We start from the raw sequence: 14,440 nt of genomic DNA, 5'->3' as shown, positions 1-14,440 counted from the left end.
ACACGCCACCGTGTCCCCGGGCCCGTCCGGGCATGCGACAGGGGCCGGTCGTCTCACCCGAGTGAGTCGACCGGCCCCTGTCGTCGTTCTACGCGGCCGCTAGCGCCGGTGCACCGAGTCCGCGACCGTCACCTCGACGCGCTGGAACTCCTTGAGCTCGCTGTAGCCGGTGGTGGCCATCGCGCGGCGCAGAGCGCCGAAGAGGTTCATCGAGCCGTCGGGCGTGTGCGAGGGGCCCGTCAGGACCTCCTCGATGGTGCCGACCGTGCCGAGGTCGACCTTCTTGCCGCGCGGCAGCTCCTCGTTGACGGCCTCCATGCCCCAGTGGTGGCCTCGGCCCGGCGCGTCGGTCGCGCGCGCGAGCGGGGAGCCCATCATCACCGAGTCGGCGCCGCAGGCGATGGCCTTGGCCAGGTCGCCGGACCAGCCGACGCCGCCGTCCGCGATGACGTGCACATACCGGCCGCCGGACTCGTCCATGTAGTCGCGGCGGGCCGCCGCCACGTCCGCGACCGCCGTCGCCATCGGGACCTGGATGCCCAGCACGTTGCGCGTGGTGTGCGCCGCGCCGCCGCCGAAGCCGACCAGGACGCCCGCCGCGCCGGTGCGCATCAGGTGCAGGGCCGCCGTGTACGTGGCGCAGCCGCCGACGATCACCGGGACGTCGAGCTCGTAGATGAACTGCTTCAGGTTCAGCGGCTCGTGCGAGCCGGAGACGTGCTCCGCCGAGACCGTGGTGCCGCGGATGACGAAGATGTCCACGCCCGCGTCGACGACGGCCTTGGAGAACTGGGCGGTGCGCTGCGGGGAGAGCGCGGCCGCGGTGACCACGCCCGAGTCGCGCACCTCCTTGATGCGCTGCCCGATCAGCTCCTCCTTGATGGGGGCCGCGTAGATCTCCTGGAGGCGGCGGGTCGCGGTGTCCGCGTCCAGCTCGACGATCTCGTCGAGCAGCGGCTGCGGGTCCTCGTGCCGGGTCCACAGGCCCTCGAGGTTGAGGACGCCGAGGCCGCCGAGCTCGCCGATGCGGATCGCGGTGGCCGGAGAGACGACCGAGTCCATGGGGGCGGCCAGGAACGGCAGCTCGAACCGGTAGGCGTCGATCTGCCAGGCGATCGAGACCTCCTTCGGGTCCCGCGTACGGCGGCTGGGGACGACGGCGATGTCGTCGAATGCGTACGCCCGGCGGCCGCGCTTGCCGCGCCCGATCTCGATCTCAGTCACGTGTGTGGCCTTTCCCTGATGCGTTGCAGCGTCTTCCAGTATCGCCGACTGGTACGACAAGGGCGGCCCCGGAGTCTCCGGGGCCGCCCTTGGAATGCCTCACGCGCGCGTGCGGGTCACTTTCTACCGTGAGACCGCTGCGCCTGCTGCGACCGCTGTCGTCACTTGTTGCTGTAGTTCGGCGCCTCGACCGTCATCTGGATGTCGTGCGGGTGGCTCTCCTTGAGGCCCGCGGAGGTGATCCGCACGAAGCGGCCCTTGGTCTCCATCTCCTCGATGGTGGCCGCGCCCACATAGCCCATGGTCTGGCGCAGACCACCGACGAGCTGGTGCAGCACGTTGCCCAGCGGACCGCGGTAGGGCACCTGGCCCTCGATGCCCTCGGGGACGAGCTTGTCGTCGGCCGCGACCTCCGCCTGGAAGTAGCGGTCCTTGGAGTACGACTTGGCCTGGCCGCGGGACTGCATGGCGCCGAGCGAGCCCATGCCCCGGTAGGACTTGAACTGCTTGCCGTTGATGAACTGCAGCTCGCCCGGGGACTCCTCACAGCCCGCGAGGAGGCTGCCCAGCATCACCGTGTCGGCGCCGGCGGCGAGCGCCTTGCCGATGTCGCCGGAGTACTGCAGGCCGCCGTCGCCGATCAGCGGGATGCCCGCCGGACGGGCCGCGAGGGACGCCTCGTAGATGGCCGTGACCTGCGGGACGCCGATGCCGGCGACCACGCGGGTGGTGCAGATCGAGCCGGGTCCGACGCCGACCTTGATGCCGTCGACACCGGCGTCGATCAGGGCCTGGGCGCCGTCGCGGGTGGCGACGTTGCCGCCGATCACGTCGACGCGCACGCTCGACTTGATCTTCGACATCCAGCTGAGGGCGTTGCTGTTGTGACCGTGCGAGGTGTCGACGACCAGGAAGTCCACGCCGGCCTCGGCGAGGGCCTGGGCGCGCTCCAGCGCCTCCGGGCTCGCGCCGACCGCGGCGCCGACGAGCAGTCGGCCCTCGGCGTCCTTGGCGGCGTGCGGGTACTTCTCGGCCTTGACGAAGTCCTTGACGGTGATGAGGCCCTGGAGAACGCCCGCCGCGTCGACCAGCGGAAGCTTCTCGATCTTGTGGCGGCGCAGCAGCTCCATGGCGTCCGTGCCGGAGATGCCGACCTGGCCGGTGACCAGCGGCATCGGGGTCATGACCTCGCGCACCTGACGGCCGCGGTCGGACTCGAAGGCCATGTCACGGTTGGTGACGATGCCGAGCAGCTTGCCGGCCGGGTCGGTGACCGGCACACCGCTGATGCGGAACTTGGCGCACAGCGCGTCGGCCTCGGCCAGCGTGGCGTCCGGGTGCACGGTGATCGGGTCGGTGACCATGCCGGACTCGGAGCGCTTCACGAGGTCGACCTGGTTGACCTGGTCCTCGATGGAGAGGTTGCGGTGCAGCACGCCGACGCCGCCCTGGCGGGCCATCGCGATCGCCATGCGGGACTCGGTCACCTTGTCCATCGCCGCGGACAGCAGCGGGATGTTGACCCGGACGTTGCGGGAGATGCGGGACGAGGTGTCGACCGCGTTGGGGAGCACCTCGGATGCCCCCGGCAGCAGCAGCACGTCGTCGTAGGTCAGCCCGAGGGTCGCGAATTTTCCGGGCACTCCGTCGACGTTGGCAGTCATGACACCTTCCCCAAATGGCCTTGATCGGTGCGGATGTCCATGCTAACGGGAAGCGCACCTCCCGAATTCCACGGTCGAGCGTGGTTCCGGGCTTCGTATGTTCGTACGGAAACGGGGCGAACCCTGTTCAGCGAAGGGGTCGCCTACTGCTCGGCGAGCGCTCGCAGCCTGCTCAGCGCCCGGTGCTGGGCCACCCGGACCGCTCCGGGTGACATTCCCAACATCTGGCCGGTCTCCTCGGCGGTGAGGCCCACCGCGATGCGCAGCAGCAGCAGTTCCCGCTGGTTCTCGGGCAGGTTGGCCAGGAGTTTCTTCGCCCATTCGGCATCGCTGCTGAGGAGGGCGCGCTCCTCGGGGCCGAGGGAGTCGTCCGGGCGTTCGGGCATCTCGTCGGAGGGGACCGCCGTCGAGCCCGGGTGGCGCATCGCGGCGCGCTGGAGGTCCGCGACCTTGTGGGCGGCGATGGCGAAGACGAAGGCCTCGAAGGGCCTGCCGGTGTCCCGGTAGCGGGGCAGCGCGAGCAGGACCGCTACGCAGACCTCCTGGGCGAGGTCCTCGACGAAGTGGCGTGCGTCGCCGGGCAGCCGGGAGAGCCGGGTGCGGCAGTAGCGCAGCGCCAGCGGGTGGACATGGGCCAGCAGATCATGGGTGGCCTGTTCGTCGCCGTCCACTGCGCGATGGACGAGTGCCCCGATCGTCCCCCCGGCAGTGACCGCCTCGTCATCGCGCATCGGTCCATGGTGCACTGCGGCCGGACCGGCCGCGGCACCGTGCCCGTCGTTGTGCACCGAAGCGTTATGAGCAGGTGCGCCGGAACTCATCCCCTGCGCCCTCCCCTTCCGCTCGACCGACTCGTCCCCGAGGAACTCCACACCTCAAGGATGCGGCATCGGCGGCGAAACGAGCAGCGGGCACCCGCCGAGACCGTGCCCCGCACCCGCTCACGGCGCGGTGGATGGGGGCCTCACCGGGCCGCCGCACCACGTCTGAGCAGGGAAGTTCGCGCATGAGCCCGCTCCCTCACTGAATGACCGATGTCACCCCGAAGCCGACCCGATCCGCCGGACGGCCCAGGACCGTCCCGCTTCGGGACCGGTCCAGGACCGCGGGGCCGGGCGGGCGAGGACGATCCCCCGAAGGGACGATCCCTGGTGGGACGATCCCTAACGGACCAGCCCCCAACGGAAGCCGAGCGCCACGGCGTGCGCGCGGTCCGAGGCGCCGAGCTTCTTGAACAACCTGCGGGCGTGCGTCTTGACGGTGTCCTCGGAGAGGAACAGCTCGCGGCCGATCTCCGCGTTGGAGCGGCCGTGGCTCATGCCTTCGAGCACCTGGATCTCACGCGCGGTGAGCGTGGGCGCCGCGCCCATCTCGGCCGAGCGCAGCCGGCGCGGGGCGAGCCGCCAGGTCGGGTCGGCGAGCGCCTGGGTGACGGTCGCGCGCAGTTCCGCGCGCGAGGCGTCCTTGTGCAGGTAGCCGCGGGCGCCGGCGGCGACCGCGAGGGCGACGCCGTCGAGGTCCTCGGCGACGGTCAGCATGATGATGCGCGCCCCGGGGTCGGCGGACAGCAGCCGCCGTACGGTCTCGACGCCGCCCAGTCCGGGCATGCGTACGTCCATCAGAATCAGGTCCGAGCGGTCGGCACCCCAGCGGCGGAGTACTTCCTCGCCGTTGGCCGCCGTCGTCACGCGCTCGACGCCGGGCACGGTCGCGACCGCGCGGCGGAGCGCCTCTCGGGCAAGCGGGGAGTCGTCGCAGACGAGGACGGAAGTCATGGCCGCCCTCCGCAGCTGATGCGCGTCACCTTGTGCCTCCAGGCTGGTACGAATCGTCACCTGTGCGGTCGACCGTCTCGGACGCCTGCCCGAGCGTTTGTGTTTTCAACCGCCACCGCACTACCAACGACGGTCACTCGAAAGAGTTACGGGGCTGCGTGCATTCTTCGGCACTCTACGTGAGGGCGCGGACACAGTGGAGGCAGCCACACGGACCCTCAAGCTTTCATCACAACCCATGCCCCGTTCAGCCCTATTTCTTCCCTTTTACTGGTGTCTGAGGCTAGATTCGCAATGAGTCATATTTTCATCTCCTTAGATCGTAGTTGTACGGTCGTGGGCACCGTATCCGCTCAGAACGGCTACAAGGGGTCACACAATGGCAGATTTCTCCCGCCTTCCCGGACCGAACGCGGACCTGTGGGACTGGCAGCTCCTGGCCGCCTGCCGCGGGGTGGACAGTTCGCTCTTCTTCCATCCGGAGGGTGAGCGCGGGGCGGCTCGGAGCGCTCGAGAGAACTCGGCCAAGGAGGTCTGCATGAGGTGCCCGGTCCGCGCGCAGTGCGCGGCGCACGCGCTGGCGGTGCGCGAGCCGTACGGCGTGTGGGGCGGGTTGACCGAGGACGAGCGCGAAGAGCTCATGGGGCGGGCGCGCAACCGCCTGGTGTCGGCGTCGTCGGGCGCGAGCGATACCGCTTCGAACACATGAAGGAACGTTTCTCCTAAACGGAGAGCACGCAGCCGGAGGGCACACAGACGGAGGGCACGCGCGCGTGCCCTCCGTCTTTCACTGCCGCCTCACTGCTGTCGCCTCACTGCTGACGCCTCACTGCTGCCGCCTCACTGTCTGACGTCTCCACTCCGCGCCGCCGCCCGCCCCAGCTGCTCCAGCGTGGCGGTCACCGCCGGAACCTGGGCCAGGTCCGGCAGGGTGAGCGCGACGATCTCCCGCCGCACCGCCGGTTCCAGCGTGAGCACGCGAGCGCCACGCGGGCGTACGGACTCGATCGCGAGCTGGGGCAGGACGGCGACCCCGAGACCGGCGCCCACCAGGCCGACCACCGCGGGATAGTCGTCGGTCGCGAAGTCGATGCGGGGGGTGAAGCCCGCGCGCTCGCACACCTGGACCAGCTGGCCGCGGCAGCGCGGACAGCCGGCGATCCACGGCTCGGCGGCGAGATCGCCGATGGCGAGGGACTCCCCGCGCGCGAGGGGGTGCCGTTCGGGCACGAGGGCGACCAGCCGGTCCTTCAGCAGCGGCCGTACGACCAGGTCGTCCCACTCGCCGTCGGCGGCGGACCCGGTGTCGCCGGCGTCGCCGCCGCCCGGCGCGCGTTCGTAGCGGAAGGCGAGGGCGATGTCGCAGTCGCCCTCGCGCAGCAGCTCGACCGACTGCGGCGGCTCGGCCTCCTCCAGGGAGACACGGGTGCCGGGGTGGGCGGCGCGCAGGGCGGCGAGGGCGGTGGGGACGAGCGTGGAGCTGCCGCTGGGGAAGGAGACCAGGCGGACCCGGCCGGCCCGCAGCCCCGCGATCGCGGCGACCTCCTCCTCGGCGGCGGTCAGCCCGGACAGGATCCCGGCCGCATGCCGGACGAGGGCCTCGCCCGCCTGGGTCAGCCGCATCTCGCGGCCGCTGCGGACCAGCAGGGGCGTGCCCACCGAGGCCTCCAGGGCCTTCATCTGCTGGCTGACGGCCGGCTGTGTGCAGCCCAGTTCGCGCCCGGCCGCCGAGAAGGAGCCGGTGGCGGCCACGGCACGCAGGACGCGGAGATGACGGGCCTCGATCATCCATCGATCATAAGTGAACCTTGGGTCACGGAGCGAATAATGCGTCGACACTTTGATCTACGGTCCCCTACCGTGACGGTATGAGGCTTCTGTCAGTCAATCTGGGCCGCCCGAAGGCCGTGCCGTACACCGACCAGCCGCAGGGGCTGACCGGGATCGACAAGCAGCCGGTCGACGGGCCCGTGCGGGTCTTCGCGCCCGGCCCGAAGGGGGTCGGCGCGAGCGGTCTGGCCGGGGACACGGTGTGCGACCTGCGCCATCACGGCGGCGACGACCAGGCGGTGTACGCCGTCGCGCGCGAGGACCTCGACGACTGGGGGCGCGAGCTGGGGCGCACCCTGGCCAACGGCGCGTTCGGCGAGAACCTCACCACCGAAGGGCTGGACGTCTCCGACGCGCGGATCGGCGAGCGCTGGCGGATCGGCGCCGAGGTGGTGCTGGAGGTGAGCGCCGGGCGGGTTCCGTGCCTCACCTTCCAAGGCCACATGGGTGAGAAGCGGTGGGTCAGGCGGTTCACGGAGAAGGCGGCGACGGGCGCGTATCTGCGGGTGATCGTGCCGGGTGAGATCCGCGCGGGGGACGCGGTGGAGATCGTCCATGTGCCGGATCACGACGTGACGGCGCGGATGGAGTTCCGGGCCACCACCACGAACCGGGAACTGCTGCCCCGACTGCTCGCGGCGGGCGAGGCGCTGCATCCGGAGGCGCTGGCGAGCGCCCGGAAGTACGTGGAGAAGTACGGGGGTTGAAGCGACCTCGCCGCAGGGGCCGCACGGGAGCGGTGCACACGCGGCCTTCACGTTCGGGAGGCCGCGTGCAGAGAACGGACGCGGACACTCCGGGTCACTAACCTTGCGGCATGACAACGGCTCTCATTACGGGTTCGACCGCGGGGATCGGCGCCGCGTTCGCGCGCAGACTGGCGGCGGACGGGCACGATCTCGTCCTCGTGGCACGGGACACCAAGCGGCTGCGTGAGCAGGCGACCGAGTTGCACGACCGGCACGGCATCGAGGCGGAGGTGCTGACGGCCGACCTGGCGACGGACGACGGCATCGAGAAGGTCGCCGCCCGGCTCGGCGACCGCAAGAACCCCGTCGACCTGCTGGTCAACAACGCCGGCTTCGGCAACAAGGGCCGCTATCTCGACGTCTCCATGGCCGATGAGCTGAAGATGCTCAAGGTGCACTGCGAGGCGGTGCTGCGGCTGACGTCCGCGGCGACGACGGTGATGCGGGAGCGCGGGCGCGGGGGCGTCGTCAACGTGGCCTCGGTGGCGGCCTTCGTGCCGCGCGGGACGTACGGGGCGTCCAAGGCGTGGGTCGTGCAGTTCACGCAGGGCGCCGCGAAGGATCTGGCCGGTACGGGCGTCCGGCTGATGGCGCTGTGCCCGGGGTTCGTGCGCACGGAGTTCCACGAGCGGGCCGGGATGGGCACGGACAACATCCCGGGCTGGATGTGGCTGGACGCGGACAAGCTGGTCGCGGCGGCGCTGCACGACCTCGCGCGCGGGAAGTCGCTGTCGATCCCCGACCCGCGCTACAAGGCGCTGATGGGGCTGGTGAAGGTCACGCCCCGGTCGCTGCTGGGCGGGATCAGCTCGAAGACGGGGCGGAAGTACGGGCCTCAGTGACAGCCCGCGGGCGGTGGTCGGGTGGCGTCGGCGCTCCGGTGGGAAACTGGACGTGAGGGAACCGGACCCAGGGGGGCCGGAGGCGGCGTCATGACATTCGTACAGCTCATCGACTGCAGGACCAGCCGGTTCGACGAGATGGACCGGCTGATGGACACATGGGTCGAACAGACCAAGGGGAAGCGGACGGCGACGCACGCGGTGGTCGGCAAGGACCGCTCCGACGCGTCGCACTTCATCGAGATCGTGGAGTTCCCGTCGTACGAGGAAGCGATGCGGAACTCGAACCTTCCGGAGACGGACAAGGTCTTCCGGGATCTGGTGGCGCTGTGCGACGAGATGCCGACGTTCACGGATCTCGACGTCGTGCGGGACGAGCAGTTGTACGCGGACACGGCACGGCGGTTCTTCGAGACGATCGGCGCCCGGGGTGAGCTGCCGCCGCTCGACGGGCTGGTCGCCGAGGACTATCACGATCATGACCCCGCCAACGAACAGGACACCATGGGGATGGACGCGATGCGGCGGGAGGTCGAGCGGTGGCGGGGCGGCTTCGACTTCGCCTTCTCCCTCGACGACCAGTTCGGCCAGGGCGACCGCGTGTGCAACCGGTGGACCTGGAACGCGACCCACACGGGCGACTTCGTCGGGATCCCGGCGACCGGGCGGAAGGTCACCATGACCGGGACGACCGTCTTCCGGTGCCAGGAGGACGGAAAGATCGTCGAGGGCTGGTGGCAGTACGACCGGCTCGGGCTGATGGGGCAGCTGGGTGTGCTGGACACGCTGGAGCAGTAGCGGAAAAATGGGAAACGCTGAGGCCCGGCGCCCCTTGTCTGCAGGGTGCCGGGCCTCAGTGCTGGTACGTCCAGCGAACTGCGTCAGTGCGAGTGACCGTGGCTGTGACCGCCGGCGGCCGGCTCTTCCTCTTCCTTCTTCTCGACGACCAGGGTCTCGGTCGTCAGCAGGAGGGAGGCGATGGAGGCGGCGTTCTCCAGGGCGGAGCGGGTGACCTTGACCGGGTCGATGACGCCGGCCTTGACCAGGTCGCCGTACTCGCCGGTGGCGGCGTTGAAGCCCTGGCCCTTGTCGAGCTCGGCGACCTTGGAGGTGATGACGTAACCCTCCAGGCCGGCGTTCTCGGCGATCCAGCGCAGCGGCTCGACGGCGGCCTTGCGGACCACGGCGACACCGGTGGCCTCGTCGCCGGTCTTGCCGAGGTTGCCCTCGAGGACCTTCACGGCGTGGACGAGCGCGGAGCCGCCACCGGAGACGATGCCCTCCTCGACCGCGGCGCGGGTCGCGGAGATGGCGTCCTCGAGACGGTGCTTCTTCTCCTTCAGCTCCACCTCGGTGGCGGCGCCGACCTTGATCACGCACACGCCGCCGGCCAGCTTCGCGAGGCGCTCCTGGAGCTTCTCGCGGTCCCAGTCGGAGTCGGTGTTCTCGATCTCGGCCTTGATCTGCGCGACGCGGCCCGTGACCTCGGAGGAGTCGCCGGCGCCGTCGACGACCGTGGTGTCGTCCTTGGTGACGGTGACGCGGCGGGCGGAGCCGAGCACGTCGACGCCGACCTGGTCGAGCTTGAGGCCGACCTCTTCGGAGATGACGGTGGCGCCGGTGAGGACCGCCAGGTCCTGGAGCATCGCCTTGCGACGGTCACCGAAGCCGGGGGCCTTGACGGCGACCGCGTTGAAGGTGCCGCGGATCTTGTTCACGACCAGGGTCGACAGGGCCTCGCCCTCGAGGTCCTCGGCGATGATCAGCAGCGGACGCGAGGAGTTGGTCTGGATGACCTTCTCCAGCAGCGGCAGCAGGTCGGAGATCGAGGAGATCTTGCCCTGGTTGATGAGGATGTAGGGGTCCTCGAGGACGGCCTCCATGCGCTCCTGGTCCGTCACGAAGTACGGCGACAGGTAGCCCTTGTCGAAGGCCATGCCCTCGGTGAAGTCCAGCTCCAGACCGAAGGTGTTGGACTCCTCGACGGTGATGACACCGTCCTTGCCGACCTTGTCCATCGCCTCGGCGATGAGCTCGCCGACCTGCTGGTCCTGGGCGGACAGCGCGGCGACCGCGGCGATGTCGGACTTCTCCTCGATCGGGCGGGCCGAGGCGAGCAGCTCGTCGGAGACGGCCTTGACCGCCGCGTCGATGCCCTTCTTCAGGGAGGCCGGGGAGGCGCCGGCGGCGACGTTCTTCAGGCCCTCGCGGACCAGCGCCTGGGCGAGCACGGTGGCGGTGGTGGTGCCGTCGCCCGCGATGTCGTTGGTCTTGGTCGCCACCTCCTTCACCAGCTGGGCGCCGAGGTTCTCGTACGGGTCGTCGAGCTCGACCTCGCGGGCGATCGTGACACCGTCGTTGGTGATGGTGGGAGCGCCGAACTTCTTGTCGATGACGACGTTGCGGCCCTTGGGGCCGATCGTCACCTTGACCGTGTCGGCAAGCTTGTTGACGCCGCGCTCGAGGGCGCGACGGGCGTCCTCGTCGAACTTCAGGATCTTCGCCATGGGAGCGGTTCAGCCCTCTCGGAAAACGTGGGTGAAACGAACTGCGCCCCCAGCACCCGGCATCACAAGTCGCGGGGGCCAGGGGCGCAGTTCACTGCAAAACTGGGTGAATTACTTCTCGATGATCGCGAGCACGTCGCGAGCCGAGAGGACGAGGTACTCCTCGCCGTTGTACTTCACCTCGGTGCCGCCGTACTTGCTGTACAGGACGACGTCGCCGACCTTGACGTCGAGCGGCAGGCGCTCGCCGTTCTCGAAGCGACCCGGACCAACGGCGAGGACGGCGCCCTCCTGGGGCTTCTCCTTCGCGGTGTCCGGGATGACCAGGCCAGAGGCGGTGGTCTGCTCGGCGTCGAGCGGCTGGACCACAATGCGGTCCTCGAGCGGCTTGATGGCAACCTTGGAGCTGGTGGTCGTCACGATCCGACCTCCCCCTTCGGAGATCTCACGGGGCTAACTGTCTGAGGTGGCGACCAGGTGGATCCGTCGTCGCGGGTGCCGGACCTGCCCGTCGCTATTGGCACTCTCCAGGGGGGAGTGCCAGAAGCGAGACTATGACCGCGGTTAGCACTCGGTCAAGCGGAGTGCCAATGCCTGCGGCGCGTCGGCAGGAAATCGGCCCTGAAGGGGCCTCGTCCTCAAACGCCGGACGGGCTGAAGAACAGGCACCTACCCTGCGCCGCGATGAGCCCTCAGACGTAGTCCTCCAGCCTGGCCACCGTCAGGCCCTGCTCCTGTACCCGGCGCAGGAGTCGGGTCGTGCGTTCCCTCAGGCCCGGGCCCGGGGACTCGTCCGGGGCCACGGCGATGACGTCGCCGGGGTGGAGGTGGTGGGGGCCGTGGGTGTAGGTGAGGTCGGTGGGGCCCATCGAGACGCGCCACAGGACGATCGCCGTGATGCCGCAGTCGGCGGCGGCGCGTCGGGTGGTGGTGTCGTAGGCGCCGTACGGCGGGCGGAAGAGGCGGGGGCGCAGACCGAAGCGGGAGCGGAGTTTGTCCTGCTGGCCGCAGATCTCGGCGCGCTGGCCGGCGTAGGGCAGACCGCGCAGGGCCGGGTGGTCCAGGGTGTGGTTCTGGATGTTCGCGCCGACCGACTGCAGCCGGGCGAAGTGGGCGTAGCCCGGGCCCACCACGCTGTCCGTGAGGAACATGCTCACGGGGAGGCGCAGTTCGCGGACCATGTCGATGAAGCGGGGGTCGCGTTCCGCGCCGTCGTCGTAGGTGAGGAAGACGACCTTGTCGGCGGTCGGAATGCGGTCGACGACCGGCGGGAGGGCCGTGCCCGGGCTGCCCGCCAGCGAACGGGACGGGTTCTTCGGGGCCGGGGCCAGGGGGGCCGTCAGGCCCCAGCGGCGGTAGGGGGCGGGCTCGGCCGGGCCGGTCGGGTGCACCCGGGCGGCGGCCTTCTTGCCCAGCCGTTCGATGGGGTCGACGGACTGGGCACAGCCGGACAGAGCCGCCAGGGTGGTCGTCGTCAGGATCAGCAGTACGGCCGTCAGGCCCCGCCGCGTCCTCACAGGTAGTCCTCCAGCCGGGCCACCGCGTACCCCTTGTCCGTGACCTTGTTCAGGAAGCGGCGGACCATGTCGGGCATCGTGCCCTTCCAGTCCTCGCGGCCGCGGAAATGACTCAGGACGATGTCGCCGGGGTGGAGGTCCTGGTCCCACTCGCGGTACTCCCAGTGGTCGACGAAGACCTCCTCCGCCCAGAGCGGGGCGTAGCGCACTCCGCAGGTCTTCGCGGCGCGCAGGCTGTCCCGGTCGTAGTTGCCGAACGGCGGCCGGAAGAGGGCGGGGCGCTTGCCGTAGCGCTTCTCGATCACGTCCTGCATGCCGCAGATCTCGCGCTTCTGGCGGGCGTAGGAGAGGGCGGGCAGGTAGGGGTGGCGGAGGGTGTGGTTGTTCAGGCCCACGCCCAGGTCCTGCATCTTCTTGAAGTAGCCGTAGTCGTCCTTGACCAGGTAGTCGCTGAGGAAGGCGGTGTACGGGATCTTCAGCTCGCTCATCATGCGCAGGAACGCGGGGTCCTTCTCGGCGCCGTCGTCGATGGTGAGGAAGACGACCTTGTCCTTGGTCGGGATCCTGGTGAAGACCGGCGGGAGACCGAGTTCCTCGTGGTCGGTGACCTCGAAGCCCTTGCGGGTCGTGATCTCCGGCTTGTGCGCGGGCGGCGCGGGGGGCGTCAGCGGGACCTTCTTCAGGCCCCAGCGCCGCGCCGCGGCGACCCGGGCCTGCTGGGCGGCGCGGAGCCGGGCGGCGTACGCGTGCAGGGCGCGGGCCGGCGGCGTGGCGGGCGCCGTCTGCTCGGGCGGCTGACCCGGCGCGGGGCTGGCCCCCTTGCCCACTCCGCCGCCGACCCCTCCCCCGGCTCCCGCGCAGCCCGTCGCGATCGAGGCCAGGGTGAGCAGGCCGACGACACTCCGGAGACTGAGGTTCCTGAGACCAGAACTCCTGAGACCAGAACTCCTGAGACCGGCGCTGCGGATGCCCGTCCGAGCGCGGGGTCTCCGAGAACATCCGCACTTGTCATCATCTTGTACGACAGATCCCATGGCGCCGGATCCTCGCAGCCATCGCCCCGGAACCCCGCCCGACACCGCCGCCCGAGCGCCCACCGTCCACCGACTGGCCCACAGGGGCGGCCGGGGTGGCCGACAATGGCCTGGTGAACGACCTCGCCCCCCTCCTCACCCCCGAGGGCCGTGCCCTCCTCGACCTGGTGCGCGGCACCGCCCCGGCCGACGAGCTCGGCGTCGCCACCCGGTTGCGGCGCGAGCATCCCGCCGAACTGGTGTCCGCGGCGCTCGGTCAGGCGCGGCTGCGGCAGCGGGCGGCGGTGAAGTTCGGGGCCGAGGACGCGGAGCGGATGTACTTCACGCCCAACGGGGTGGAGCAGTCGACGCGGGCGAGCGTCGCCGGTTATCGGGCCGGGCGGATGAAGGCGCTCGGGGTGACCTCCGTCGCCGACCTGTGCTGTGGGATCGGCGGTGACGCGATCGCGCTCGCGCGGGCGGGGATCCGGGTCCTGGCTGTGGACCGGGACCCGTTGACGGCGGCCGCGGCGCGCGCGAACGCCGACGTGCTGGGGCTGAGCGAGCTGATCGAGGTGCGGGAGGCGGACGTCACCGGGGTGGACACCGCCGGCTACGACGCCGTCTTCGTCGATCCGGCGCGCAGGGGCGGACGCGGGCGCGTCTTCGATCCGGAGGCGTACTCGCCGCCCCTGTCGTGGGCGATCCGCGCCGCCCTCGCCGCCCCGCGCGCCGCGCTGAAGATCGCGCCCGGTGTGCCGCACGAGGCGATCCCCGCCGAGGCCGAGGCCGAGTGGATCTCGGACGGCGGGGACGTGAAGGAGGCGGTGCTGTGGTTCGGGACCGAGCCGGGGGCGGTGCGGGCCACCCTGCTCCCGGGGCCGCGGACCCTCCTCGGCGCCGGACTGCCCGACCCGGCCGTCCGCCCGGTCGGGCGGTATCTGTACGAGCCCGACGGCGCCGTCATCCGGGCCCATCTGGTCGCCGACGTGGCCCGGGAGCTGGACGGCGGGCTGATCGACGAGACCATCGCCTACGTCACCGCCGACGCCCTGCACCCCACCCCGTACGCCTCCGCCTACGAGATCACCGATCAACTCCCGTTCAACGTCAAGAAGTTGAAGGCGCTGCTACGGGAGCGGGAGGTGGGGATCCTGACCGTGAAGAAGCGGGGGTCGGCGGTGGAACCGGAGGAGCTGCGCAGGAAGGCGCTGCCCAAGGCGCACGGGCGGAACTCGGCGACCGTGTTCATGACCCGGGTCGCGGGAGCGCCGACGATGTTGATCGGGCAGCCGGTCTAGGGCCTGATCCGCCGGACA

Annotated in this window: 14 protein-coding genes; 5 read left to right on the top strand and 9 right to left on the bottom strand. The window is 70.5% G+C overall.

Annotated features, from left to right (window positions below):
• Positions 1 to 99: 99 nt before the first annotated feature.
• The 4 genes from ABZ725_RS01650 to ABZ725_RS01635 form a co-directional block, all read right to left on the bottom strand.
• Positions 100 to 1,224 (bottom strand): GuaB3 family IMP dehydrogenase-related protein, encoded by a 1,125-nt coding sequence (locus ABZ725_RS01650; protein ID WP_329220292.1) that lies wholly within the window; start codon positions 1,222 to 1,224, stop codon positions 100 to 102.
• Positions 1,225 to 1,385: 161 nt separating this feature from the next.
• Entirely contained in the window at positions 1,386 to 2,888 is a 1,503-nt protein-coding gene (gene guaB / locus ABZ725_RS01645) for an IMP dehydrogenase (protein ID WP_351903653.1), read from the bottom strand.
• Positions 2,889 to 3,031: 143 nt separating this feature from the next.
• Positions 3,032 to 3,619 carry a sigma-70 family RNA polymerase sigma factor gene (locus ABZ725_RS01640; protein ID WP_351903656.1) on the bottom strand — a complete coding sequence of 196 codons (588 nt, stop codon included), beginning with the start codon at positions 3,617 to 3,619 and terminating at the stop codon, positions 3,032 to 3,034.
• Positions 3,620 to 4,051: 432 nt separating this feature from the next.
• Positions 4,052 to 4,663 carry a response regulator transcription factor gene (locus tag ABZ725_RS01635; protein ID WP_003948568.1) on the bottom strand — a complete coding sequence of 204 codons (612 nt, stop codon included), beginning with the start codon at positions 4,661 to 4,663 and terminating at the stop codon, positions 4,052 to 4,054.
• Positions 4,664 to 5,042: 379 nt separating this feature from the next.
• Between ABZ725_RS01635 and ABZ725_RS01630 the strand changes: the two genes are divergently transcribed.
• Entirely contained in the window at positions 5,043 to 5,372 is a 330-nt protein-coding gene (locus ABZ725_RS01630) for a WhiB family transcriptional regulator (RefSeq protein ID WP_358800824.1), read from the top strand.
• Between the two features lie 131 nt (positions 5,373 to 5,503).
• Here ABZ725_RS01630 and ABZ725_RS01625 read toward each other — a convergent pair whose 3' ends face one another.
• Positions 5,504 to 6,451, bottom strand: a complete 948-nt coding sequence (locus ABZ725_RS01625; RefSeq protein WP_358800823.1) for a LysR family transcriptional regulator — start codon at positions 6,449 to 6,451, stop codon at positions 5,504 to 5,506.
• An 80-nt stretch (positions 6,452 to 6,531) separates the two neighbouring features.
• On the opposite strand from ABZ725_RS01625, the gene ABZ725_RS01620 reads away from it, so the two are divergent.
• From ABZ725_RS01620 to ABZ725_RS01610, 3 genes are all read left to right on the top strand, one after another.
• Positions 6,532 to 7,200, top strand: coding sequence for an MOSC domain-containing protein (locus tag ABZ725_RS01620; protein WP_351903662.1), 669 nt, complete (start codon positions 6,532 to 6,534; stop codon positions 7,198 to 7,200).
• A gap of 110 nt (positions 7,201 to 7,310) precedes the next feature.
• A complete protein-coding gene (locus tag ABZ725_RS01615) occupies positions 7,311 to 8,084 on the top strand; it encodes an SDR family oxidoreductase (protein ID WP_351903665.1) in 774 nt (257 codons plus the stop codon).
• A 90-nt stretch (positions 8,085 to 8,174) separates the two neighbouring features.
• Positions 8,175 to 8,882, top strand: coding sequence for an ester cyclase (locus tag ABZ725_RS01610; protein WP_358800822.1), 708 nt, complete (start codon positions 8,175 to 8,177; stop codon positions 8,880 to 8,882).
• An 83-nt stretch (positions 8,883 to 8,965) separates the two neighbouring features.
• Here ABZ725_RS01610 and groL read toward each other — a convergent pair whose 3' ends face one another.
• From groL to ABZ725_RS01590, 4 genes are all read right to left on the bottom strand, one after another.
• Positions 8,966 to 10,591, bottom strand: coding sequence for a chaperonin GroEL (gene groL, locus ABZ725_RS01605; RefSeq protein WP_351903671.1), 1,626 nt, complete (start codon positions 10,589 to 10,591; stop codon positions 8,966 to 8,968).
• A 111-nt stretch (positions 10,592 to 10,702) separates the two neighbouring features.
• Positions 10,703 to 11,011: a co-chaperone GroES gene (gene groES, locus ABZ725_RS01600; RefSeq protein ID WP_020132158.1), complete on the bottom strand. Its 309-nt coding sequence runs from the start codon at positions 11,009 to 11,011 to the stop codon at positions 10,703 to 10,705.
• A 272-nt stretch (positions 11,012 to 11,283) separates the two neighbouring features.
• Entirely contained in the window at positions 11,284 to 12,090 is an 807-nt protein-coding gene (locus ABZ725_RS01595) for a polysaccharide deacetylase family protein (protein WP_358801349.1), read from the bottom strand.
• Between the two features lie 14 nt (positions 12,091 to 12,104).
• Positions 12,105 to 13,142, bottom strand: coding sequence for a polysaccharide deacetylase family protein (locus tag ABZ725_RS01590; RefSeq protein WP_358800821.1), 1,038 nt, complete (start codon positions 13,140 to 13,142; stop codon positions 12,105 to 12,107).
• A gap of 113 nt (positions 13,143 to 13,255) precedes the next feature.
• Between ABZ725_RS01590 and ABZ725_RS01585 the strand changes: the two genes are divergently transcribed.
• A complete protein-coding gene (locus ABZ725_RS01585; RefSeq protein ID WP_358800820.1) occupies positions 13,256 to 14,422 on the top strand; it encodes a class I SAM-dependent methyltransferase in 1,167 nt (388 codons plus the stop codon).
• Positions 14,423 to 14,440 lie beyond the last annotated feature (18 nt).

The sequence above is a fragment of the Streptomyces sp. NPDC006872 genome, assembly GCF_040635845.1.
In the GTDB taxonomy this organism is placed as follows: Bacteria; Actinomycetota; Actinomycetes; order Streptomycetales; family Streptomycetaceae; genus Streptomyces.
The sequence above is the reverse complement of the archived record's forward strand: the minus strand, read 5'-3'. Positions and strand labels throughout refer to the sequence as shown.

Coding starts and splice junctions, on each gene's coding strand:
- guaB (WP_351903653.1), bottom strand. CDS start 2,888: ATGACTGCCAACGTCGACGGAGTGCCCGGAAAATTCGCGACCCTCGGG.
- ABZ725_RS01640 (WP_351903656.1), bottom strand. CDS start 3,619: ATGCGCGATGACGAGGCGGTCACTGCCGGGGGGACGATCGGGGCACTC.
- ABZ725_RS01635 (WP_003948568.1), bottom strand. CDS start 4,663: ATGACTTCCGTCCTCGTCTGCGACGACTCCCCGCTTGCCCGAGAGGCG.
- ABZ725_RS01630 (WP_358800824.1), top strand. CDS start 5,043: ATGGCAGATTTCTCCCGCCTTCCCGGACCGAACGCGGACCTGTGGGAC.
- ABZ725_RS01625 (WP_358800823.1), bottom strand. CDS start 6,451: ATGATCGAGGCCCGTCATCTCCGCGTCCTGCGTGCCGTGGCCGCCACC.
- ABZ725_RS01620 (WP_351903662.1), top strand. CDS start 6,532: ATGAGGCTTCTGTCAGTCAATCTGGGCCGCCCGAAGGCCGTGCCGTAC.
- ABZ725_RS01615 (WP_351903665.1), top strand. CDS start 7,311: ATGACAACGGCTCTCATTACGGGTTCGACCGCGGGGATCGGCGCCGCG.
- ABZ725_RS01610 (WP_358800822.1), top strand. CDS start 8,175: ATGACATTCGTACAGCTCATCGACTGCAGGACCAGCCGGTTCGACGAG.
- groL (WP_351903671.1), bottom strand. CDS start 10,591: ATGGCGAAGATCCTGAAGTTCGACGAGGACGCCCGTCGCGCCCTCGAG.
- ABZ725_RS01590 (WP_358800821.1), bottom strand. CDS start 13,142: ATGGGATCTGTCGTACAAGATGATGACAAGTGCGGATGTTCTCGGAGA.